The sequence below is a fragment of the Sphingomonas hankookensis genome, assembly GCF_028551275.1.
Lineage (GTDB): Bacteria > Pseudomonadota > Alphaproteobacteria > Sphingomonadales > Sphingomonadaceae > Sphingomonas > Sphingomonas hankookensis_A.
Genome location: NZ_CP117025.1, coordinates 989,042 through 1,012,455, shown reverse-complemented (window position 1 = coordinate 1,012,455; position 23,414 = coordinate 989,042). Strand labels below are relative to the sequence as shown.

14 protein-coding genes are annotated in these 23,414 nt (G+C 70.0%); 1 reads left to right on the top strand and 13 read right to left on the bottom strand.

Annotated features, from left to right (window positions below; all coding sequences use genetic code 11):
• Window positions 1–116 precede the first annotated feature (116 nt).
• The gene (locus PPZ50_RS04865; RefSeq protein WP_066688699.1) at window positions 117–1,424 is read left to right on the top strand and encodes a M23 family metallopeptidase; all 1,308 of its coding nucleotides are present in this window, start codon (window positions 117–119) and stop codon (window positions 1,422–1,424) included.
• A 2-nt stretch (window positions 1,425–1,426) separates the two neighbouring features.
• Here PPZ50_RS04865 and PPZ50_RS04860 read toward each other — a convergent pair whose 3' ends face one another.
• The 13 genes from PPZ50_RS04860 to tssF are packed head-to-tail and all read right to left on the bottom strand — an operon-like array spanning window position 1,427 to window position 23,411.
• On the bottom strand, window positions 1,427–2,203 hold the full coding sequence (locus PPZ50_RS04860; RefSeq protein ID WP_084401330.1) for a CPBP family glutamic-type intramembrane protease: 777 nt from the start codon (window positions 2,201–2,203) through the stop codon (window positions 1,427–1,429).
• Window positions 2,204–2,205: 2 nt separating this feature from the next.
• On the bottom strand, window positions 2,206–5,310 hold the full coding sequence (locus PPZ50_RS04855; protein ID WP_157092683.1) for a CHAT domain-containing protein: 3,105 nt from the start codon (window positions 5,308–5,310) through the stop codon (window positions 2,206–2,208).
• Entirely contained in the window at window positions 5,307–12,227 is a 6,921-nt protein-coding gene (locus PPZ50_RS04850; RefSeq protein ID WP_272815730.1) for a two-partner secretion domain-containing protein, read from the bottom strand. Before PPZ50_RS04850 ends, PPZ50_RS04855 begins: the two co-directional genes overlap by 4 nt.
• A 9-nt stretch (window positions 12,228–12,236) precedes the next feature.
• Window positions 12,237–13,970, bottom strand: coding sequence for a ShlB/FhaC/HecB family hemolysin secretion/activation protein (locus PPZ50_RS04845; protein ID WP_157092684.1), 1,734 nt, complete (start codon window positions 13,968–13,970; stop codon window positions 12,237–12,239).
• A gap of 59 nt (window positions 13,971–14,029) precedes the next feature.
• Window positions 14,030–14,557 (bottom strand): hypothetical protein, encoded by a 528-nt coding sequence (locus PPZ50_RS04840; protein WP_066688709.1) that lies wholly within the window; start codon window positions 14,555–14,557, stop codon window positions 14,030–14,032.
• Window positions 14,558–14,571: 14 nt separating this feature from the next.
• Window positions 14,572–15,627: an NlpC/P60 family protein gene (locus PPZ50_RS04835; protein WP_084401332.1), complete on the bottom strand. Its 1,056-nt coding sequence runs from the start codon at window positions 15,625–15,627 to the stop codon at window positions 14,572–14,574.
• Window positions 15,531–15,755, bottom strand: coding sequence for a hypothetical protein (locus PPZ50_RS04830; RefSeq protein WP_066688713.1), 225 nt, complete (start codon window positions 15,753–15,755; stop codon window positions 15,531–15,533). The genes PPZ50_RS04835 and PPZ50_RS04830 overlap by 97 nt, the downstream gene beginning before the upstream one ends.
• Complete coding sequence (locus PPZ50_RS04825; RefSeq protein WP_066688715.1) at window positions 15,755–16,246, bottom strand: tlde1 domain-containing protein; 492 nt, start codon at window positions 16,244–16,246, stop codon at window positions 15,755–15,757. Before PPZ50_RS04825 ends, PPZ50_RS04830 begins: the two co-directional genes overlap by 1 nt.
• Before the next feature lie 54 nt (window positions 16,247–16,300).
• A complete protein-coding gene (tssH, locus tag PPZ50_RS04820) occupies window positions 16,301–18,925 on the bottom strand; it encodes a type VI secretion system ATPase TssH (RefSeq protein ID WP_066688718.1) in 2,625 nt (874 codons plus the stop codon).
• A 43-nt stretch (window positions 18,926–18,968) separates the two neighbouring features.
• Window positions 18,969–19,607 carry a hypothetical protein gene (locus PPZ50_RS04815; protein WP_066688719.1) on the bottom strand — a complete coding sequence of 213 codons (639 nt, stop codon included), beginning with the start codon at window positions 19,605–19,607 and terminating at the stop codon, window positions 18,969–18,971.
• 11 nt (window positions 19,608–19,618) lie between these two features.
• Entirely contained in the window at window positions 19,619–20,533 is a 915-nt protein-coding gene (locus PPZ50_RS04810) for an N-acetylmuramidase domain-containing protein (protein WP_066688720.1), read from the bottom strand.
• Complete coding sequence (gene tssG, locus PPZ50_RS04805) at window positions 20,530–21,570, bottom strand: type VI secretion system baseplate subunit TssG (RefSeq protein WP_084401334.1); 1,041 nt, start codon at window positions 21,568–21,570, stop codon at window positions 20,530–20,532. The genes PPZ50_RS04810 and tssG overlap by 4 nt, the downstream gene beginning before the upstream one ends.
• Window positions 21,534–23,411 (bottom strand): type VI secretion system baseplate subunit TssF, encoded by a 1,878-nt coding sequence (gene tssF / locus PPZ50_RS04800; protein ID WP_232307871.1) that lies wholly within the window; start codon window positions 23,409–23,411, stop codon window positions 21,534–21,536. Before tssF ends, tssG begins: the two co-directional genes overlap by 37 nt.
• Between the last annotated feature and the right edge of the window lie 3 nt (window positions 23,412–23,414).

The following is a 23,414-nucleotide window of genomic DNA, read 5'->3' as shown; positions in this document are numbered from 1 at the left end:
CTCCCCCCTTCTGGCCGGAAACAGCGCGCCGGAGCCAAGTGCATGCCAGATCGTTTCGCCACAGCAATAGCTGCCAAGGTGACGCCCGACGCTGCTATTGGTTCCAAGGGCAGGCCATGCAGCATCGCGACGATTCCGACCCGTCCTACGACCCGCGCTCCTGGGGTAGCCCGCGTCCCGCGCCGGTCCCGCCACCACCGCCGATACCGGTCGCGCGCGGGCGAAGCCGGACGCCGCTGATCGCCAGCGTCGTGGTAACCCTGGGCGGAGCGATCCTCGCCTACACGGCAAGACCGGCAGGCGACGACCTCGCCAGCCCCGCCGCCACCGCCACGCCTGGCGCATCCTACGACCAGCGCGTGCTCAACATCGCCGGCCCTGCCGCCATCGCCCCGACCCTCCGCTCGCTGGGCGTAGCCGAAGCCGACGCCACCCGCGCTGCCGAACTGGGGCAGGCTGCACTGGGCGACACACCGGGCCTGCTCCGGCTCGACGTCACGCTGGCAGGCCGCAATCTGCACGCCGCCACGCTCACCCATGCCGATGGCGGCGGCGTCGCGATCGAGCGGGCCGGCGACGGGACGCTCGCCGCCAAGCCGCTGTCGGCGAAACTCACCCGTCGCCTGCGCTTCGTGCGCGGCGAGCTGGATGGCGAAAGCTTCTACAGCTCGGCCGTGGCGGCGGGGGTCAGCGATGTGCTGGTCGGCCCGTTCGCCAACGCCTTTCGCTACGATTTCGACATCCAGCGTGAGGTCGCGCCGGGCGACATCTTCGAAGCGGGGTTCGAGGAGCGCGTCAACGCCGATGGCGAACCGGTCGGCGCGCCGCGCCTCGTCTATGCCTCGCTCGCCACCGCCGCCAAGACGCGCGCGCTCTACCTGTACCAGCTGCCCGGCGATGCAGAGGCGGAATGGTTCGACAGCAGCGGACGCAGCAGCCGCCGCGCGCTGATGCGCACCCCGGTCGATGCGGCGCGGATCAGTTCGGGCTTCGGGATGCGCGGTCACCCCATTCTGGGCTTTCGCAAGATGCACCGCGGCACCGACTTCGCCGCCCCCACCGGCACGCCGATCTTCGCGGCGGGCGACGCGACGGTCAGCTTTGCCGGCATGAAGGGCGCCAATGGCAATTTCGTCCGGCTGCGCCACGACAATGGCTGGGAAACACTCTACCTGCACATGAACCGCATCGCGCCCGCGATCATCCCGGGCAGCCGGGTGGCGCAGGGGATGCAGATCGGCGAGGTCGGCACCACCGGCCGCTCGACCGGCCCGCACCTCCATTACGAAGTGCATATCGACGGGCAGGCGGTCGACCCGATGTCGATCGAAACCGGCGGCGGCCGGTCGATTCCCACCGCTGCGATGGTCGGGTTCCGCAAGATTCGCGACGCGATCGACGCGAAACGGGCGGAGACGATGTAGCCTCATACCGGTCGCCGCCCGACGACGAGCAGGATTACGGCCAGCAGCGCGATCCCCATGGCGAAACTGCCGTTCAACCCCGCCGCCGATCCGCCCCACCGCAAAGCGCCGACCAGGTCGAGGTCGATCACCGATCCGAACGCGCCGGTGCCGGGATTGGGGTCCAGCCCCACGCCCAGCTGTTCGACGACATTCCACGCGAAATGCGCGCCGATCGCCGCACCCAGCCCGCGAACCAGCGCCAGCAACCCGAACAGCACGCCGCCCAGCAGCATGTTCGTCAGCATCACCGGCTCGACGCCGCCGGACAGCGCATGCAACGCAGCGAACGCGAGCGCCGTCAGCGGCACCGCCACGCCCGCCCCGACCCCGCGGATCAGCAGCGGTTGGACATAGCCCCGGAACATGACCTCTTCCGCCGTCACCTGGAGCAGCACCAGCAGCACGCCCAGCGGCAGCGCGATCCGTGCCGCAGGTCCGATACCCCGCCCCAGCGTCCCTGCCAGCGCGCAATAGCCGATCGCAAGCAGCAACCCGGCCAGACCAATGGCGAAACCGCCGCCAAATCCTTTGAGCGCCACCGGCCGCAACGGCACGCCAGCCACCCTCGCAAGACCCAGCGCGAGGATCAGGATCGCCCCGAACACGATCACGCCGAACCCCGCGTCCGCCGCGACCGGCGAGAGGCCCTGCACCAGATGGTCGGCGAACGGTGCCGCCCCCCACAGGCAGATCCAGGTCGCCAGCACCCCGGCCCCGGCCAGCGCGATCGCGCGCATGATCAGCGCGCCGCGATCCGTGCGCCCGCCCCGCCACTCAGCATCGACTTCGCGCTGTCGCCGACCAGGAAATACGGCCCCCAGTAAAAGGGATGCGAATATTGCGGCTGCGCGATCAACGTCCGCTGCGCGCGTTGCAGCGCTTCGCCGATGCTGTGGGTCCGCGCCTCGCTATAGAAGCTGCGCATGAACTCCTTGCTCTCCTGCTCGGCCGACACCTGCCAATAGGTTGCCAGCACCGACCGGGCATTGGCGGTCAGGAACGCGCGGACCAGTCCTTCCAGCGTCGATCCCGGCTCCTCCTGCCCGACCGCGCGGCGCAGCGCCTCGCCCCGCACGCCTGCCGCCGTGTCGCATGCCGACAGCACGACGAGATTCGCGTCGAACTTCAGCTTTGCGATCTCGGAAAAGTCGAGCAGCCCGTCCGACCCCGGTTGCCCGAACGACGTGACCAGCGCCGGCGGCGACTTGGAACAGCCCCACAGCCCTTCCTCGATGCCATGCGTCGCGAAATGGACGACCTCATATTGGTCGAGGTCCTGGCGTCCCTCCACACCGGTATCGCTGAACGCCCGACCGGTGACGAACTGCGCATCGCGCGCGCCCAGCGCCCCGGCGGCAATGTTAAGTTCGCGGGCGTCGATTGGTTTTAGCGAGCGGGCGATGCTGTTCAACCGGTCGGCGGCGACCATGCAGCCGAAGCCGACGCGAATCTGGCCGTTCGAGCCGGGTGCCGGCACCGGCGATCCGGGCTGGTTCTGCCCGAAGCCCAGAAACGCCCGCTGCGCCCGCGACGCCGGCAGCGCACGCGACACGAGGAAGGATCGTGGCGACAACGCGGTCGAGATCGAGGCATTGGCCGCCAGGAACGCGGTGCGCGAGAAGTCGAACGGATCGCTCTTCGACGCATCAGCCGCATAGCGCGTCACCAGCACCCCGACCGGCAATTGCTGCAACGGTCCCGACGGATCGACCACGATCGCGCGCGACGCCGCCAGTACCGGTGCCGCCGGCCCGCTGACCAGCCGGTACAGCGTATAGGCGCGGGCTTCATCGAACGGCACCAGCTTGCCCAAGCCGAGATCGCCATCGATCGACTGCCGCAACTGCCCGGCCAGTTCGAGCACCGCACCGCGCGCCGCCTCGCTCTCGGCGACCTGATACAGATAGGTCCGGTCGGCGGTGACGACCATGCCGTAGATGCGGCGGTTGAGCGTGGTGAGTTTCAGGAACGTCTCGCCCGGGCGCAGCGCGGCGCGCAGTTCGGCCAACGTCGCCGGGCTTTCGTCGAGCGTGCGGTAGCGCGGATCGGCGGCCAGCTGCGCATCGACCGCGAGCAGCCGGTTCTCCGCCGCCTCCCGCGCGCGGTTCAGTTCGGCGGTCGAGCTACCCGGCGCCCCCTCGCCCCCGCTCGACAGCGCAAAGCGCAACCGGGTGAGTTCACGCTCCAGATCGGCCCGCTCGCGCACCGCCGCGCCCACCGCCGGATCGGCGGTGACGACGTCGCGGAGTTCGGTGATCTGCCGCGCGACCGCCGGCTCGCCCGCCGCCTGCACCGCGCGGAAGAACAGGTCATAGGTGTCCGCCGCCGGCCTGGCGGATTCGGCGACCAGCAGGTCGAGATAATCCTCCATGCCGATCGCGCCGCTGGGCGCGGTCCCACCCGACGCGATCACCGCATCGACCGCATCGCGGAACGCGCTGCGCGCTTCGGCCCGCGATGCACCCGCCCGGGCATAGACCGCCGCGCGTTCCAGTTCCGCCTCGGCAATCGCCGGCTCGCTGCCCGTCCCGGCATTGGCGATCGACCCGCGCCGCAGCAACTCGACCGTCGTCGTATAATGGTCGAGCGCGCCGCGATAATCCCCCGCCTGCGCGCGCAACCGCCCCTGCTGCCGCGCGATCCGAGCACCCAGCCAATAGAGCTGCGTCTGGTCGAGCCGCTGGTTGGTCAGCGGCCGATAGATGGCGGCGGCAGCATCGATTTCCCTGAGCGCTCCCGGACGATCACCGGTCCCCAGCAATGCGATGCTGCGCGCATAATGCGACTGCGCATCGAGCACGAGCCGCGACAGCTGCGCGGTATCGGCCAGCGCCGGCATCCCCCGATCGCCCGCCGCCGGCTGGTTGAGCGCGACCAGCGTCGCCGCATCCTCCAGCGGCCGGTCGGTCGCGCCGGGCGTCCCGCCGCTGCGGTCGAGCGTCGCCAGCGCCTCGTTGAACGCGGCGCGGTTGATCGCATCGAGCGCGCGATAGGTGTCGAGCTTGCGCAGCAGGAACGGCGTGCGCGTCGCCGGCACCGCGACGAAGATTGCGCGCGCCCCCTCGAAATGCTGGGCGGCGGCGTCGGGGAAGCGGATGTTGGAGTCGGCAAGGCCCGCTTCCAGCAGCAATTCGGCTTTCAGCGCAGGCGGTGCGTCGGGGGTCAGCCGGGCGAGCGCATCGTTCAGCACGCGCGATGCCTCGACATGCAGCCCCTTGTGGTTGAGCGCGATGCCCTGCGTCAGCGCGGCGCTGGCGGTCGCCTGTTGGGCGGGCGCGGCATCGGCCGCCAGCGCCCCTGCCCGCACGGGCAGGCTGGCGGCATCGACGCTCGCGGTCGCGACATAGGTCGCGGCGACCGCCGGCTGGCGCAGCCCGGCAGCGATGGCCAGCGCCTCCTCGACCTGCGGCAGGATCGCCGGGGTGCCCGCCGCGACATAGCGCCGCTGTCCGCGCGTCAGGTCGAGCCGGATCGATTCCAGCCCGGTCTGCTTGTCGAAACACCGCGCCGCGGTGGCGGGATTGCCGCTGATGGTCAGGTCGCGGCGGTCGCCGCAATCGAACTGCGCATCGACCGCCTCGATCGCCGCTGCTTCGGCCGGCACGATCCGGACGGTGCCCAGCGGCCGGCTCGCCGCGACGCTCGAACAGGTGATGGCATAGGCGCGCGAGAAGGGATCGGGTGTCGCCGCGTCGCTCCAGTTGCGCGCCGCCGCGCACCGCTCGCCCGCGGCATTGCTGCCCAGGTTGAAACTGTCGAGCCGCGCGGGCGGCGTGGCGGTGCATCCTGCCAGCACGGCGGCGGCAGCACCCGACAGCAACGGGACGATGGGGCGACGGATCAAGGCTTCGGCTCCTGCGACGGCACGACGGTCGGGGCGGGCGCGGCGGCATCGGCGGGCGTTTCGGGTACTAGTGCCGGCAGCCCGCTCAGCAACGCTTCGTTATTGCCGCCGATGATCGGGGTGAAGGGCAGCGACACGTCCTGCAAAATGCCGAACACCGCCTGGCTGTCCCAATCGAACACCTGCAAGGTCGGCTGGATGACGATCGTCGTCAGACACCCGGCACCCGACCCGGCCAGACAGCCGTTGATCCGGCTGTTGGGCAACAATTGCGGCTGGATATCGATCACTGGATTTCCGAGCAGCGCCGCGCCCGCCCCGGTGATGCCGTTGATGTCGCCGAAGAACGCGAAGCTGGCCGCCGCTGGCGTGCCATAGGTCGCGATGCGCAGCGCGGGCGTGACCGGCGCGGTCAGCGATCCCACGGAGACGCCCGACGACCGCCCCGGCACCGCCGTATTCTGGAACAGCGCATAATCGCCGAACCGGACGGTCAGCGACCGCGCGGCGATCATCGTCGTCGCATCGGGCGCGAAGAAGCCGCCGCCCAGCTGCGTATTGTACAGCGCCGAATTGGGGTTGCCGATCAGCGCCTGCGCCTGCGCGCGTCCGGCATCGCCCGGCTGCAACGTATCGAGGAACCCGGTCGACAGCCCCGCCGCGATCCGGTTGCCGCGCAGGTCGAGGTCGTTGTCGCCGACCAACAGCCGACCGCCCGCATCGCTGGTCGCGATCAGGTGGATCGTCGCGGCATTGCCGTTCGCGCCATCGCCGCCGATGCGGATGCTGCGGCCGGCCCCGGTCGCGCTTACCTGTCCGGTCACGCGGACATCGCCGGTCGACAGCATCTCGACCGATCGCCCAACGGAGGGGGCAAGCGCGACGCTGCCGATCTCCATCGCGCCCGCGCCGCCGTCGAACGCGACGCTGTCGGCCGCGACCTGCGCGACCTCCGCCGCCGACAGGCGAAAGCCGTTGGCCTGCGTCCCGTCACCGATGCGCAGCGCGGTCGTCGCCGGATCGCGCGTGGCGAAGCGGACACTGCTCCCCCGGATCGCGCCGGACAGTTCGGCATCGGCACCGCGGATCGCGATCGACGGCCCGCCGCTCAGCGCACCCGCGCGCACCAACCCGACCGCATCCAGCGTGATGCCGTTGCCGCTACCCGACGCCAGCGACAGTCCGCCGCTGCTGGTCGCCTTCAACGCCCCGCCGGCCCGCACCGCGCCCAACGTAACGCCGGCGCCATCGACCGACAGCGCGCCACCCGCCGACACTTCACCCGCATTCACCGCACCTGTCGATGCGAGCGACACATCACCGCCTGCCGCCGCATTCTGCAGCGTCAGCGCCGAACGCGCCTCGACCAGCAGCGCCCGTGCCGCCGACAATCTGTCCCGCACCTCGACCGCGGTTCCGCGCAACGTCGCCGACCCGGCGGACTCGACGCTGGCCAGCCGCGCCGTTCCCGCTTCCACCGTCAGATCGCCGCCGGTCGTGCGCAGCGCCGTCGCGCCGCCATTCCCGGCACCCAGCGTCCCGGCGGTCTTGATCGTCAGCGCCTGCGCGGTCAGCGCGCGCAGGTCGATATTGCCCGCTTCCAGCGTTGCCGTGCCACCGACCGTCGCCGTACCGAGCGCCAATGTCGATCCGGCCTTCGCCTCCAGCGTGCCCGCCGTCAGGTCGCCGCCCCGAACCGAACCGCTGCTCGCGATCAACGACACCGGCCCCGTCGCGCTGATCCGTCCGGTCGTCAGGTCGCCGCTGCTCAGCGTCACCGCCATGCGCCCGACCGTCAGGTCACCGGTCGTCACGCTGCCATCATGGGTCAGCCGGTCGACCGGCGCGCTCCCGTCGAAGCCGCCGAGCGACCCTGCCTCGACCGATCCCAGCCGGATCGCCTGCCCGCGCCCTGCCCGCAGCGCCAGCGCGGAGCCCGCCCCGGTGCGCAAGCTCGCGCCCGACAGGTCGATGCCGGCGGTAGCGTCGAGTATGATCGGTGCCGTACCGCCTGCCGTACCGCTCACCAGCGTCAGCCCCGACGCCCCGCCGATCGCGCCGTTCGTCGCGCTCAGCCGAACCTCGCCGCCCGCCTGCTGCTCACCGCCCAGCGCGATCGATCCTGCGGTCACCCGATACGCACCGCCAGCGGTCACGCCGTTCGCCAGTGTCGCCGCGCCGCTCGCCCGGACGGTGACGTTCCCGCCCATCGCCACCGCGCCAAGCTGCAACGCGCCCGCTGTCGAATCGGCAGCCAGCGAGCCGGCTCCGGCGACCGGCCCGACCGCGATCGACTGGCCGCCCAGCGTAACATCGCCGGTCGCGCTCACCGTGCCGCCGCTCAGCGCACCGCCCTGCGACGCCGCCGTGACCGCCCGTCCCGCCAACCGGTCGAACCGTAACGCGCCGGCCGACGTCGCTCGCAATGCGCCTCCGGCCGTCACCGTACCCAAATTGCCGGTCGTACCGGCGGACAACACCGCGTCGCCGACCGCCTTGCCGGTACCGAGCGTCAATGCTCCGCCGGTCGTGGCCGACAGCGCCCCGCCGCTATCGACCGACCCGATATCGATCGACTGGCCCGCCAGCGTCGCATTGCCGCGCGCGACCACCGCCGTTCCATTGAGCGCCCCGCCCTGCGCGGTCGCCGTGACCGTCTGCCCGGTCAGCTGGTCGAAGCGCGTGGCACCCGTCGTCGAAAGGCCGAGTGCTCCGCCGGCAGTGACGGTACCGAAAGTGCCGGTCGCGCCGGTCAGGGTCGCATCCCCGGTCGCCCGGACCGTGCCGATCGCCAGCGCGGCGTCGCTCTTCGCCGACAGCGATCCACCACTCTCGGCCAAACCCAGATCGATCGACTGCCCGGTCAGCGTCGCGTTGCCGCGCGCGACCACCGCCGTTCCGATGAGCGCGCCACCCCGCGCCGTGGCGGCTATGCTCTGTCCGGTCAACCGGCCGAAGCGCGTCGCGCCGCTCGTCGTGATGCCGAGCGCTCCCCCGGCGGTAACGTCGCCGAAATTGCCCGAAGCGCCGGTCAGTACCGCGTCGCCCGTGGCCTCGATCGTACCGATCGCCAGCGTACCCGTCGCATCGGCAGTCAGTGTCCCCGCGTCGATCCGGTCGAGCGTCACGTCGGCGCCGCTCAGCGTGATCGCACCAGTCGACGACAGCGCATCGCCGCGGATTGCACCGCCGCTCGCGTCGATCGACGCACCCGACACGCGCCCAAACGACAGCCCCTGCGCCCCGCCCAACGTCACCGCGCCCGACGCATCGACCGATCCCAGCAGCGCCCGTCCCGCCGCCGTCAGCGATACCGTGCTGCCCGTCACCGGCCCGGAAACCGTCAGGTCGCCCACCGTCGCCCGCAGCGCGACCGGCAAGCTGCCGCCATCGATCCGGTTGGCGGTGATCGCGGTCGCGGTGATCGATATATTGCCGCCGACCACATCGCCCAGCACCGCATCGGTGCCGACCGTCAGCGAGAAGGGCTGGCCGGCGCCTGCCGACAGGCTGGTCCCGGTGCCCGTGACGAACCCTGCCAGTCGTCCATTGGGCGCCGCCACCGTCAGCGCACCCGTAGCGCTGCGCACGAACGGGGTGCGGATGTCGCGGCCCGATCGCACCGTGACCGCGCCGTTGGCGGCGACGCCATCGGCCACCGACACGTCGTTGCCGGCACCCGTCCCGATCACCGACGCGGTTCCAGCCGACGCAACGCCCTGCACGAACACCGGGCCGAGCGCGCCCAGCGCGACGTCGCCACCGGTCGTCGCGATCCGCCCCAGGGTCAGCACGCCATTCGCCGCCTGCACCTGCACATCGCCGCTCGTGTCGATATTGCCGCCGGTGACCACCCCCCCGGCGGCGATCGCCGACAGGCTCGCCGCGCGCGCATTGCCGAACCGCACCGCATTGCCGCCGAGCGTCACTGCGCCATCGGTGTTGATCGCGCCGGTCGTCACGTCGCCCGCCGCGCGCAGCGTTGCCGGTCCGCCGAGACGCAGGTCGCCGGTGCGGATCGCTGCCCCGGTCGTGGTCGCTCCGGTCGCCACCAGTCCGGCGGCCTGCACGCCGCCGATCGTGATCCCCTGCCCATCGGTGGTCAGCCGCACCGTGCCGCCGGCATCGATCCGACTGTCGCCCAAGTCGATTGCACCACCGGTCGCGCCCAGCGTGACGCCTTCGCCACCGGTCGCATCGCTGTCGGCGCGGATCGACAGCGCATTGCCGCTGCGCGTAATCCCCCCGGCCGACGCGGTCGCGCTATAGGCGCCGCGTGCCGTCTGCGTGCCGCCGAGCGTGATGGCCGTTCCCGACAGCGTTGCCGCCCCGTCCGACGTCAGCCCGCCGGTCACTCCCACGCTACCGCCGGTCGACACGACGCGGACATTGCCGCCCGTGCTGCGGATCGTCCCCGCGACCGCAATCGCACCGCCCGCGTTCAATTCTACCGCGCCGGCATCGGCTGTCAGGGTGCCGGTCACGCCGATGCCACCCCCGGCATCCAGCGCGACCCGGCGTCCGGCCGCACTCGCCACCGACAAGTCGCCCGATGTCGCACCCAGCGTCACCGCCCCGGTCCCACCGCGCACATCGCCCAGCGTCACCGCCGTCCCGCTGGCGGTCACGCCGGTCGCGCCGGACACGCGCCCCGCACGCAACGTGCCACCGCTGGTCAGCGTCACCGCCCGGTCGCGGCTCTCGATCGTGCCGAGCGTCAGCGCCGTCCCGCTCGCCAGCGTCACCGCGCCGCTGGTGCTGATATCGCTCTGTACCGACAGCGTGCCCGCCGCGCGCAGATCGATTCCCTGCAACGCGCCGCTGACCGCGATCCGGCCGACCGTCAGATTGCCGCCGGTGCTTTCCGCCGCGAAGCCGTCGACCAGATCGAGCCGCCCGAAGGTCAGCGATCCCGCCGACCGGAACGCACCGCCCGGCCCCGTATCGCCGTCGAGCGTCGCGATGGTGCCCAGCGACCGTGCGGTCACGTCGCCGAGCTTCAGCGGCGCTTCGCTGGCGGTAAAGACCCGGACGTCCAGCGCGCGGTTGGTGCCGCCGGTGATCGTGCTGCCATCGGCCAGCACGATACCGTCCGCACCCGCCGCCTGCAGCTTGATGACGTCGCTGCGCCGGCTGCTGCCCGACGCGATCGCCAGCGCGCGCGAGCCAGTAATACCCCCGGTCAACGCGGTGACGTCGATCCCGCCGCCGCTGCGCAACGCGCTGCCACCCAGCGTGACCGAACCGCCGCGCAGGCTGACGCCGTCGGATGCCGCAACATCGCCGCCGACAGTCAGCGCAGTGCCCGCGACCACGGTCGCACCCGCACCGCTATCGATCCCGCCGGTCGTCACCGCGCCGCTGCCGCGAACGTCGATCGCGCGGTCGGATGCCAGATCGCCCGTGACGATGGTCGACCCGCCGATCGACAGTGCCTCGCGCAGGTTCACATCGCCGGTGCCGATTGCACCGCTGCCCACCGCGCCGCGCAGTGCCCGCGCCTCGACCGATCCGATATCGATCGCAGTGGCACCGTCCCGCCGCGCCAGCGTCAGCCCGCCACGCCGGTCGTCGCCCGCGATCAACCGGCTGCGGCTTCCCAGCCGAATATTCCCCGCGCTGCTACCCAGCGTTTCGAGCAGCAGGCCGTCATCACCGGTATCACCCGACCGCAGCGTCACCGTACCGATCCCGACGATATCGCCATCGGTCGAACTGACGCGGAACTGGCCACCCGCGCGCTGCGTCACCGGGTCCGTCGCGCCCAGCGTCACGCCGCGTCCCGACAGCAGCACGTCGCCACCGGCGGTGACGTTGCCGGCGATGCTCAGCGCCCCGCCCGATGCGACCGAAAAGTCGTCGCGGGTCTGCACCGCGCCGCCAAAGCTCGCCGAACCGCTGGCGCCGGCGACGATGTCCGCGTCGCGATTGTCGGCGCGCAGCGCGCCGTCGACCAGCAGCCGGGCGACGCCGCCGGTCGCCGCCGCATCGCCCGCGACCGTCACGCCGTTGACCGCCGCCGCCGGCTTGCCCGCCGACAGGACGATCCCGCGCGACCCGGCGCTGGCGGTGGTCACCGCCGCCGACACCTGCAGCAGCGAATCGGTCAGCGTATCCTGCGATGCCAGCGCGAAGATGGCGTTGTTGCCCGCCACCGTGCCGCGCACATATTGGCTGGTGCCCGCGACCGCGCTGCCCCGGTTGATCGTCACCGACAACGGGCTGCCCGAACGATAGTCGAGCGTCACGTCGCTGGCGGTGACGAAGGCGACATCCTGTCCCTCCGCCACGAACTCGCCATGCGCGTCGATCTTGGGGGCCAGCATCACCAGCCCGCGCGTGCTGCCGTCGACGCGCAGCTTCGCGCCCTGTTCGACGGTGATCGCCGACTGGCTGCCTGCGCTGGCCTGCAACCGATAGCTGTCGCCTGCCCGCACGAAATCCTCAGGCGATATGTCCAGCGTGGTCAGCACCAGCGACCCGGTGTTGAACGCCGCCTTCGACCCGACCAGGATGCCGTTCGCATTGTGCACCCACACCGCGACATTGGCATCGCTGGTCAGCTTGCCGAGCAGTTGCGATGGGTTGCCCGACACGTCACGGTTCAGCACCGCAATATCCCCGCGCAGCCCGCCGAGCAGCCGGCCGTCGGTGAAGTTGACCTCCTTGCTTTCAGGGATGTTGAACCCGTTCCAGTCGATGACGGTGTTCCGCCCGCGCAGGTCGACGCGCAACCGGTTGCTGCTGTCCTTGAAATCCGGCCGCAGCCCGTCGGTCCGTACGTCGCGCACGTCGCTTTCGGTCGGCAACCGCACCTGCGCGCTCTGCGCCACCGCCAATGCCGGGAACAGCGCCCCGCAGGCGGTGGTGAGCACGAGAGCGGCGCGAAGGCGGCGGGCGGTGGCGACGACGGGCATCGGCATTTCCTATCGGGCGCGATCGCGCAGCTGCGCGGTCAACGAAACGAGCACACGCGCTGGCGGACGACGTTCGTCGAGCAGCAGCGCCTTGTCGAGCGGCTTGGCATAGGCGACGTCGAGCACGACGCTGCCGGGCAGCGACAGCCGGACGCCGCCACCGACACTCTTGAAATTGCGCGGCCCCTCGATCGCGGTACGGTCGAGATTGCGCAGGTACAGATGGTCGTAAAAGCCGAAGAACTGTGCCTGGACCGGCGACCAGAGCGGCACATCGGCCCGCGCCTCGAACCGGCCGCCGACCGCATGGTCGCCGCTGTTCGAACCGGGATCATAACCGCGCCCGATCGTCAGGCTGCCCAGCGCAAACTCCTCGTAATTGAGCAGCGGGTCGTTCGACCATTGGAACTGCCCCTGCGCCGCGATGCTGAAAATCGGCCCCACGCTGACGGTCGCGTCGACCGCGCTGCGGAACACCAGCGCCTGCGGGTTGCCGTTCAGCCGCGACGTCAGCACACCGTCGGCGAAGCCACGCTCGCTGGCGTCGAGGATGCCCAGCCCCTTGCGCAGCTCGCCACTCGCCGCGATCGACAGCCAGACATTGCCGTTCGCATCGACGAACTGCTTGTCGCCATCCAGCCCGACAAACACCACGCGCAGCTTGTCGCGGGTCAGCGTCACCGCATCGCTGCCACCGCCGACGCGCGAAATCTGGTCGATATAGTCCAGCCCGCCGCGCACCCGCGCATTCGACCGGATCGACCGCGCCAAGGGCCGCGCGACGTCGAACCCGGCGATCAGCGTATTGGTGCGCAGGTCGAGCGCCCCCAGATCGGGCCGCGACCATGCATAGGTTGCCCGCGCGCCGAAGCTGGTGCCGGCGCTGTCGACCTCGAAGATATGGCCGCCCTGCACGATGAACTGTTCGGGGAAATCGACCGCCGCCGACGCGCCCAGATAGGTGATGTCGCCCAACCCGGTCAGCCCGTACAGCTCACCGCGCGCATAGACCGTTTCGCGACCGAGCAACGCCGAATTGTAATTCTGGACATTGGCGAACAGGGCAAAGCGGCGCGAGCTGACCGTCAGGTCGCCGATCACATCGCCCTGTTTGCCGCCCGACGCGCGCAGCGACAGCGCCACGTCGAGCCCCGGCACGTCACCGGCCAGCAGCAGCAGCCTCTCCGCCTCACGCTCGTTCAGCGGGTCCATCGCCTGGATCTGCGCCAGCCTGCGCCGCAGCAACGGTTCATAACGTCCGGCATCGCCGCGCACACGCAGTTCGACGATGCGCGCGGTCACCACCTCCAGCCGCAGCACGCCGCCCGTAATCTCCTGCGCCGGAATCTGGACCGACGCGATCCAGCCTTCGGACCGCAGCGCGGCGTTGGCGCGGTCGCGGATCTCGCACACCGTGGCGATCGACTGGTCACCAGTCGGTGCCTGCACCTTGGTCAGCGCCTGGGCGATTTCCGGCTGCAACGGTGCGCCATCGGCCCGGCTGAATGCCACCCGGTTCAGCGACACGCGCAGCGGCGAGTCCGCGAACGGGCAGTTGCCGATCGCGAACGCACCGCGCGAATCCACATCGGCGCGCGGCGCCCGGTCCGTTTCCGGCACGGGCGGGGTCACCTCCTGCCGGCTGGGCAGTGGTGCCACCTGCGCCCATGCGGTCGCGGGAACGGCCAACGCGACCGCCCCCGCCAGCAGCTTCCAACGTCCCGAACCCGGCTTCCGCAACACTATCTTCCCCCTTGTTGCCGGCGCCGGTTGACCCCGTGTCGCCGACGATCTTTGCCCGATTAATCGTAGTCTTCGTAATATATCTGATCGAGCTGCCACCCGTTCCTGCCCAGCGCGAACTCCATGTCGCCGATGCGAATGCGGTCCTTCGCCCAGGTCGGATCCACCTTTACCGTGCGCGTGGCTTCAAGCAGCTGGCGCTGGGTCTGGCCCTCACCATCGACGTTGTTCGGGTTGTCGAGCAGCTTCTTCAGCACCGGCCCGACCTGAGCAGGCGTCAGGCGATGCTTGGGGCTGTCGTCCAGATCGCCATGCTGCATCACCGTCGGTGCGCTGAGCGCAGCAATCCCCGCTGCATCGTTCGCCAGCGCCGCCGTGCGGAACCTGGCCCAGAACTCGTCCAACGACTGGCCCGTCGCCGCAGCGGACGGGGTCGCACTCGCCTCCACCGGCGGCGTAACCGGCGCGACCGGGGCCTCGGCCGGCGCCTCCACTGGCACCGCGGCGTCCGTCGCGTTCGCCTCGACCGCCGTTTCTGCGCCGCCACAAGCTGACAGCAACAGCAGCGCGCCCAGCCCGATCGTCATCGTTCCCGGTCCCTTCATCGTCCCTCCGGCCAGCGCATGGCCTTCACCGTATATTTGTTGAGCGGGTAGCTGGAGACCTTTACCTGGTTCCCCTGATTGCCGCCCAGCAACTGGATATGCGTCGCGGTCTGCCCGACGAAGAACGCCACGTGATTTCCCGACGACGATCCGGTCGCGCCGTCGACACCGCGCGGCGTGCGATAGATATGGACGATGCAGCCATAGCGCGGTTCGCGCAGCGCCGTGCCGAACTTGCCCCAATCCGCCGCCCGCGCGCTGCGGATGCCGCGAATGCCGGCCTGTTCGAGGCACCAGTTCACGAACGACGCGCACCACGCAACCTCGTCGGTCTTGGCGGCCAGCGTGGTGGTGGCGTGATATTCGACGATGCGCGGATTATGGCTGCGCCCGGCGACTTCGGACACGCCCTTCTCGGCCAACGCCACCCGCATCCACGGTGCACCGATGGTCGATCCGGGCGGCTCCAGCTGCGCGCTGCGATGCGGTGCCGGACGTGCAGCGGCTGCGGGACGCGCCTGTGCACGCCGGGTCGCGGTCGCTGTACCGCCCATCCCGCGCCCCAAAGGTGCATCGCCGATCGGCAGGTTGCGGATCGACGGCGCCGTCACCGCACGGGTCGGCGTGCCGGTAGAGGATCGCGCGGCGGACGGCGTGCGGGGCAGCGCGGCACCGGTAATGCCCAGGCTGGACCACGTCTTCGCACCGACCACGCCGTCGACCTCCAGCCCGCGGCTCTGCTGAAAACTGCGAACTGCACGCTCGGTCGCCGTGCCGAACACGCCGTCGAGGTCCAACGGTGGGCGGGGACGTGCCGTCGTGTTCAACAGATGCTGCAACATCTGGACCTGCTGGCCCCGGGCGCCTCGATCGATCTCTCCAAATCGCACGATTCCGTCTCCGCCTTTCAATAGGCGCAACGTTGAACGTTCCGCCTTCGCAATGGATGCATCATTTACCGTCTTTTGTCGGTCCGCCCCCGCAACAGAGTCAGCGCGATCAGCAGCACCAGCGAGTCGATGGCGACCAGCGCCAGCCAAGGGCTGGTCCATTTGTCCATGTTGACCGTCCGCCCGTAATAGGGTGGCCCGGCGCCATAGGCCTCGTTCAGCATGTCTGCGCTGATCCAGACCGCCCCGGCGACCATGAGCGCCGCCAATATCCAGCGCAGCACGCGCATCAGTAACGCACCGTGACCGTCACGAAGCAATCGGGCGACGGCCCGACCATCTCCCGCAATCGCGCCACGAAACGTCTCATGTCGTTGGTCAGGTCGATGCAGCCGGCGCTGCCCGGCGTCGAACCACCATGGATGAAGAAGCCGCCGCGCCTGTGCGTCACGGTCGCCGGCATGACGTGCAACGTGACGCGGTAATCGCCCCAAGGCGCGGCCTGATCGTAGCGATACCAGGACCGTTCCCACAGTTCGGCCGGGTTGATCCAATATTCACCGGCGGGGATCGGTCCCTCGCCGCCCAGACGCTGTCGTTCGGCCGAGTAGTCGAAATTGCCGCGCGCATCGGGCCTTCCCGATACCGCGGACCATGAATATTGAAGCCTGGGTCCACGCAGGGTCAGCGTGCGCCCGTCGAACAGGATATGCACCGGGGACCGGCCGCATTGCGGCACCGCCGGATCGCCGCGCTCATGCGCATATCGGTCTTGAGGCATATAACGCTCCTCTCGATCCCCCCGAGGATAGGTCGCGACCGTAACTCGCTGCAATCACGCGACCGCCCCATCCGCCGCGCCGGAAGCACCATCGAACCGATAGGTCAGCGCGTCGCCATCCACCGCGACCGCGATCGAGCGCACCTCGTCCCCGCGCATCCGCCGTTCGAGCAGCGCGACCGACATGTCGGGCAGCATCGAATTGGTCAGGATCGCATCGATCATCCGTCCGCCCGACGCCGCTTCGGTGCAGCGTTCGACGATATGGTCGACCACCGCCGGATCGATGGTGAGCGCGATGCCGTGATTGTCGCGGATGCGCCGCTCGATCCGGCCGAGATGCAGCCGGACGATCCCCGCAAGCATGTCCTTGCTCAGCGGATAATAGGGCAGCACCGACAGCCGCCCCAGCAACGCCGGCGGAAACACCTTGAGCAATTCGGGGCGCAGCGCCGTCGCCAGCGCATCGGGCGTCGGCGCCGTTTCCTCATCCTCGGTCAGTGTCGCGATCAGGTCGGTCCCGACATTGGAGGTCAGCAGGATCACCGTGTTGCGGAAATCGATATGCCGCCCCTCGGCATCGTTCATGAACCCCTTGTCGAACACCTGGAAGAACATCTCATGGACGTCGGGGTGCGCCTTCTCGACCTCATCGAGCAGCACCACCGAATAGGGCCGCCGCCGCACCGCTTCGGTCAGCACCCCGCCCTGCCCATACCCGACATAGCCGGCAGGAGCGCCCTTCAGCGTCGAGACGGTATGCGCCTCCTGAAACTCGCTCATGTTGATGACGATCATTGAATCGTCGCCGGAAAACAGCAGCTCGGACAACGCGTGCGCGGTCTCGGTCTTGCCGACGCCCGACGGGCCGCACAGCATGAACACGCCGACCGGCTTGGCCGGATTGTCCAGTTTCGCGCGGCTGGTCTGGATGCGCTTGGCGATGGCGTCCATCGCATGATCCTGGCCGATCACCCGTGCCTTCAGCGCGGTGCCGATCGTCAGCACGCTTTCGATCTCGTCCTTGACCATCCGCCCGACCGGGATGCCGGTCCAGTCGCCGACGACCGCCGCGATCGCATCGCCATCGACCACGCCGAAGACCATCGGATCGTCGCCCGCCGCCTCACGCGCAGCTGTCAGCGCAGCATCCAGCGCATCGCCGTCATCGCCCTCCCGCGCGGCACGTACCGCGTCCAGTGCCTCGCGCTCGGCGGTCCATTTCGTCTCGACCGCCTCGACCGCAGCCCGCGCCTCTTCGATCGCCTCGTCCAGTTCAGCCAGCCGGTCGTCGCGGCGATAACGTTGCTGCGTCTCGCGCTCGACGACGCCGCGTTCCGCCTCCAGCAGTTCCAGCCGCCGCCGCCGGTCCTCGACCGCCGCCGGGGTGGCGTGCTGCGACACCGCGACGCGCGCGGCGGCGGTGTCGAGCAGGCTGACCGCCTTGTCGGGCAGTTGCCGCGCGGGCACGTAACGCTGCGACAGGGTGACCGCCGCGCTCACCGCTTCGTCGAGCACGACGACGCCGTGATGCTGCTCCATCGCCCCGACCACCGACCGCAGCATGTCGACCGCGACATCCGTCTCCGGCTCGGCCACGTCGACCGGCTGGAACCGGCGGGTGAGCGCCGGGTCCTTTTCAAAATACTGGCGATATTCGGCATAGGTCGTGGCGGCGATGGTGCGCAGCCGCCCGCGCGCCAGCGCCGGTTTCAGCAAATTGGCGGCGTCGCCCGTCCCCGCCTGCCCGCCCGCGCCGACCAGCGTATGCGCTTCGTCGATGAACAGGATCACCGGGCTGGCCGCGCCCTCGACCTCGTCGATCACCTGGCGCAGCCGCTTCTCGAACTCGCCCTTCACGCCCGCGCCGGCCTGCATAAGTGTCACATCGAGTGCGCGCAGCGTCACTCCTTTCAACGCGGGCGGGACGTCGCCATCGGCGATGCGCCGCGCGAACCCTTCTACCACCGCGGTCTTGCCGACGCCTGCCTCACCGATCAGGATCGGGTTGTTCTGCCGCCGCCGCAGCAGCACGTCGATCAGCTGGCGGATTTCGCCGTCGCGCCCGACGACCGCGTCGATTTCGGCGGCACGCGCCTTGGCGGTCAGGTCGCTGGAGTAGCGCGCCAGCGCCTCGCCCGCCGGGGCCGGACCGCTCGCCGCCGCCGGAGCGCCCGGTTCGATCGACGCGACCGACGTCGTCTCGGCCGATGGCTTCACGATCGCATCGAACTCCGCGCCCAGCCGGTCGGCGGCGATCTTGCGCCACTCGCCACTCGTCGCGAACAGCGCGTTGCGCAGCGTCGGCGTGCGCAGCATCCCGTAGAGCAGATGCCCGGTGCGCACCTTGCCCGCACCGAATTGCAGCGAGGCATAGAGCCAGCCCTTCTCGATCGCCTCCTCGACCTGCGGCGCGAAGTCCGAGATCGCCGACGCCCCGCGCGGCAATATGTCGAGCGCACCGACGATATCGCGCGCCAGCACCGCATCGTCGATGCCGAACGCCGCCCGGATCGCGGCAATGTCGCCGGTCGAATCCTGGACCAGCAGATGCAGCCAATGGACCAGCTCGACATAGGGGTTGCCACGCATCCGGGCGAAGCCGGTGGCGGATTCGATCGCCTGCAGCGCGCTGGCGTCGAGGCGGCCGAACAGGGCGGTACGGCTGATATCGGTCATGCGGATCCTTGTCGGTCGATGGGCGGGACGCGGGTCGGACGGGTTATCGCACGGTGCGTTTCATGTCGGCGATCGACTGTGCGCCGGCCAGCGACGCCTGTTCCGACCGCGCGGCATCGATCGCGAAGCGGTTGGTCGCGGCGTCCCAGGTAAAGGCGATCGGTTCGAGCACCTCGGCATTCGGCGAATAGGCCTTGAACACCACGCCGATGCTGGTCGGTTCGCCGGGCGACAATATGCCCGCCGCGACCGGCCCGCCGCAGGCGGTGGCTTCATAATCGCCCTGCCCGATCGTCGGGACCAGCGTGACGCGGTCGCCCTGTATCACGCCCGCAAAGCATCCCGGCACATCGGGCGCCAGCGTCGCCTCGCCCGTCACCAGCGTCGCGACCTCGCGCTCACCCGCTACCAACCGGAACGACTGGGACCGGCTCACCTCTACCTCGCTCCATCCATTGCGCCTGGCGCCCGCTTCGGCCGCGGCGAGGCTGGCCGCGCTTGCCGCGCCGGACAGCTTGACCGTCGTCGCCGCCTGTGTCGGGGCGGGTGCCGGCGCTGGCGTTTCGTCGACGACCGCAGGCGACGCGGCATTGTCGGCGACCCCTTCGGCCGACTGGCCCTCCGGCGCGGCGCCACAGGCGGCCAGCGACAGCCCGGCCAGATACAGCATGAATTTGGGCATGATCGGCCTCCTCACTGCGCGGCATATTTCTGGTAATTGGTCCGCATCTTTTCGTCGTATTTGTATTTCCGGTAGCTCGGCCCGTTGTAGATGCGCGCGAACTCCGACCAGCTGCGGTTGCGGATCGCCGACAACAGCCGCCGGTCGGCGCGAACGAAGGCGATGAACGCCTCGACCTGCAGCAGCAGCGACTTCTTCATCGCGGCGACGAACGCTTCGACCGACGAATGGCCCGCCTGGACATGGTTTTCGCCCAGTATCTGGAACGCGCCCCAGCTCGCCGATTTCAGCGCGGCGGCACGGTCGAGCGCCATCGCCCGCTCGAGCTTGGGATATTGTTCGGAATCGCGGCCATAGCCACCCGGCGTTGCGTTGCAGATATCGGGATGGGCGGCGGCAAAGCGGCCATTGGTGTGTTTGTGGAATTTGTGGCGTTCGAACAGGATCGTCGGGCGGCCCTGCGAGTCATACGGACCGCGAATGGCGACCTCGGTCTCCACCACCGCCTTCACCGCTGCCGTTTCGCATCCCAGCCGCGCGGCGATGTCGACATAGGTCGCCTCGCTGATCCCGCCCGGCCCTGCCTTTCCGCCAGCGGCCGGCCGCGGTGCGGGGGTCGCGGGCGCGCCACCTGCCGGTCGTGGTGCGGGTGGCGGGGCGGCCGGACGTGGCCCCGCCGGCGCGCGGCTGAGCGCGGTCAAGGTCGGGCCGCCGGGATCGACCACGCCATCGGGCTTGCCGAAGCGCAGCACCTGCGCCTGGTACCGCGCGATCGCGGCGGCGGTGCGCGGGCCGAAAATGCCATCCTCGCGCAGGACTTCCTGTCCGGCAACACGCCCGCGCGCGCGGTTCAACAGGCTCTGGATCGTGCGGACATCGGCCGTGCGATTGGGTCGCCGTGGACCAACCGGCGTTGCGATCATCATCGTTCCGCTTCCTTTCGTGTCGCCCCCGTTGCCACGCCCCCACCCCGCCTGAGATGCGCGTCACGGCGCACCCCTGCACCACCGCCGCCCAGCCAGCCGCTCCACCCGAGCCGCGTCGCGCCGTCCAGCCGTGCCGGCGTCGCATGTGCCGCGTCGATCTCCAGCGCGACGTCCTTCTCCAGATGGCTGGGCGCGAAGGCGTCGAGCGCCTCCGACAGGATCGCGAAGCGGCTGCCCGAGGGGAGCAGCGCGGCATAATCGGCCGGCGACCTTGCCCGGATGACGACACGGAACGCATCGCTCACCACCTTGGCCCGCCCGCCCAGCATCACCTCGTCACCCAGCCGCGCGAACTGCCGACCCAGCCGGGTGCGGTCGTCGGCATCGATGTCGCGCCAGCGCGGCTGATATTCCTCGATCCGCACCGCCTGCCCCAGCAGATGCGTCAGCGCGTCCTCGATCGCCCCGGCGCTGCGCCGTCCGGCGAACAACGCGGCATAATGCACCCGCCCCGCCGCCGGGAACGCAGCATCCGGCCGCACGCCGTCGCCGGCCCCGGTCAGCCGCGCCAGCCCTTGGGCGAAGCGGTCATCCTCCGGCCGGTCGGCCTGCGCGGCGGGCTGTGAATCGCTCCACGCGCGAAAGAAGAATTGCAGCATGCGCCCGGCCAGCAGGTCGAGCCAGCGACCGAACGGCCGCGACCGGGCGTAGCGCCGCTCGAACGTCGCGAACTCGGTGATATGCTGCGGCAACGGCCCCATCGGCCCGGTCAGTCCCAGCCAATATCCACCGACCCGCGCCCGCCCGTCGCGGATTTCGACCTCGGCCAGCGTCGAATCGGGGAAGGCGAGCGAAGGCACCTGCGTCAGGTCGGCAACGCTCTGCGCCGGCCGCCGCGCCCGCCCGACCCGCGGCAGGTGCCGCGCCCGCGCCTCGGCCCCCCGGACGATCGGGAACAGGCCGAACCGCTTGGTTTCGGCCGCCGCCTCGCCCAGGAAGGTCAGATGGTCGGTCGGCGACCGATCCTCAGCGGCCATCGCTGAAACTCCCCTTCATTGGCGCTCGTGACCCAGGTTTCGGTGAAGCTGTTGATGCTGCTGAATTCCGCCAGGAAGCGTTCGAGGACGGCGGAGAACAGGAACATCCGCCCCTTGTCGAACGCCGCGTCGTCCAGCGTCACATGGATGCGATGCCCGCGCGCGATCGACATGCGGTCCATCCCCGGGACCCGCCGCGCGACCCGTTCGGATCGGATCGCGGTCACCCCGTCGACCTGCCGCCGCGACGCGGCATCGTCCTGCCGCCCATAAAGCGCCAAATGATCGCGCAGCACGCCCGGATCGCTGCCGTCCTGCGGCGCCAGGGTCGTGTAGTTGGGCGTCAGATGGCCGATCAGCCGCCACGCCGCATCGCCCAGCCCCATCGGCGGCTGCGGCCGGGTCGGCGCGCGCAGCACGCTGACGGTGCGCGCCGGCACGCCCGACACGGTGAAATGATGGTCGCCGCGAAAGGTCAGCAGTTCGGGCAGCTCGCGGTTCGTCACCAGCGCCCGCACCGCCAGTTCGTCCACCCCGTCCAGCCGCGCGGCATCGCCCGGCGAGGTCAGCGCGATCCATGTCTCCGTCCCGGTATATTCCCCGCGCCGCCGCAGCCGCCGTTCGCGGGTCGACAGCCGGCGCGGCCGCAACTGCGTGGTGTAGAACAGCGCCTCGTTCCAGTCGTACAGCAACGCGCCCGGCGCATAGAGCGGAGCGACGGTGCGTGCATCGACATTGTTCGCGGCATAGGCCTGCACATCGAGGATGCGGAACACCTCGTAATCCAGCGGGCGGGCGCGGTCGGGCACGACATGATGTTCATGTTCGAAACGCGACACCCGCACCCGGCCCAGCTGTTTTTCGAACAGGTTGATCGCCGGCGTCGCGAACAGGCGGAAGTTCGACGGGTCGAGCGCATTGTACAGGATCTGCGCCGATCGCGAGAACAGCAGCACCACGTCGCACGCGGTCGGGCTGACCCGGAACGCCCGGCCCAGCCCCTTCAGGTCGACGAACAGGAAACGTTCGGGACAGGCGAAATATTCGGTCAGCAACCGATAGCCGCGGAACGAGCGCAATTCGGGTGGCAACAGCGCCTGATCGTCGTCGAACCCGACCTGGCCCGGTTCGGGCAACCGCATCCACCCGTCCGGCCCCGCCGCCGCATCGGCCGACCGGGCGATGGTCGCCACCGTTTCGCCGACGATCTGGCGATAGAGTTCGGCCGGCACCGCCTCCGACCCCGCCAGATAGAGCGGCAGCGTATCGGGCAGAACCTGCGGCAATGCCGCGCCGCCGGTCGCCTCGAACCGCAGCCGCAGCCCCGCCTCCGCCCGCACATCGGCGGCGGTGGCAAAGGGCGCGACCGCCGCACGGCTGGGGAGATATTCGGCCTGGGTGATCTTCAGCGGCCACAGCGTCACGTCATGCGCGGTGCGGAATTCGACCGCCACACCATTCTGTTCGGTCGCGGTCGCGGTCAGCGGCGTGCCGCGCGGGACGACATAGCCCTTGGTCAGGATGGGATCGCCGTCCTTCGGCTCGAACCCGGCGATGCACATCGACGGCGTCGGCGCCAGATAATGCGGCTGGACCGCATGCAGCAGGTGATGGGTGAATTCGGGATACTGGTCCGCGATCTTCAGCTGTACGCGGGCACCCAGATAGGCGACCCCCTCCAGCAGACGTTCGACATAGGGGTCGGGATCGGTCGGCGTCTTCAGCCCCAGCCGCCCGGCCACCGCCTCATGTTCGATCCCGAACGCCCGCGCCTCTTCGCGCAGATAGGCGAGTTCGTCGTTGTAATAGCGCAGCAGGCGCGGATCGATGCCGGTGGTCATGCG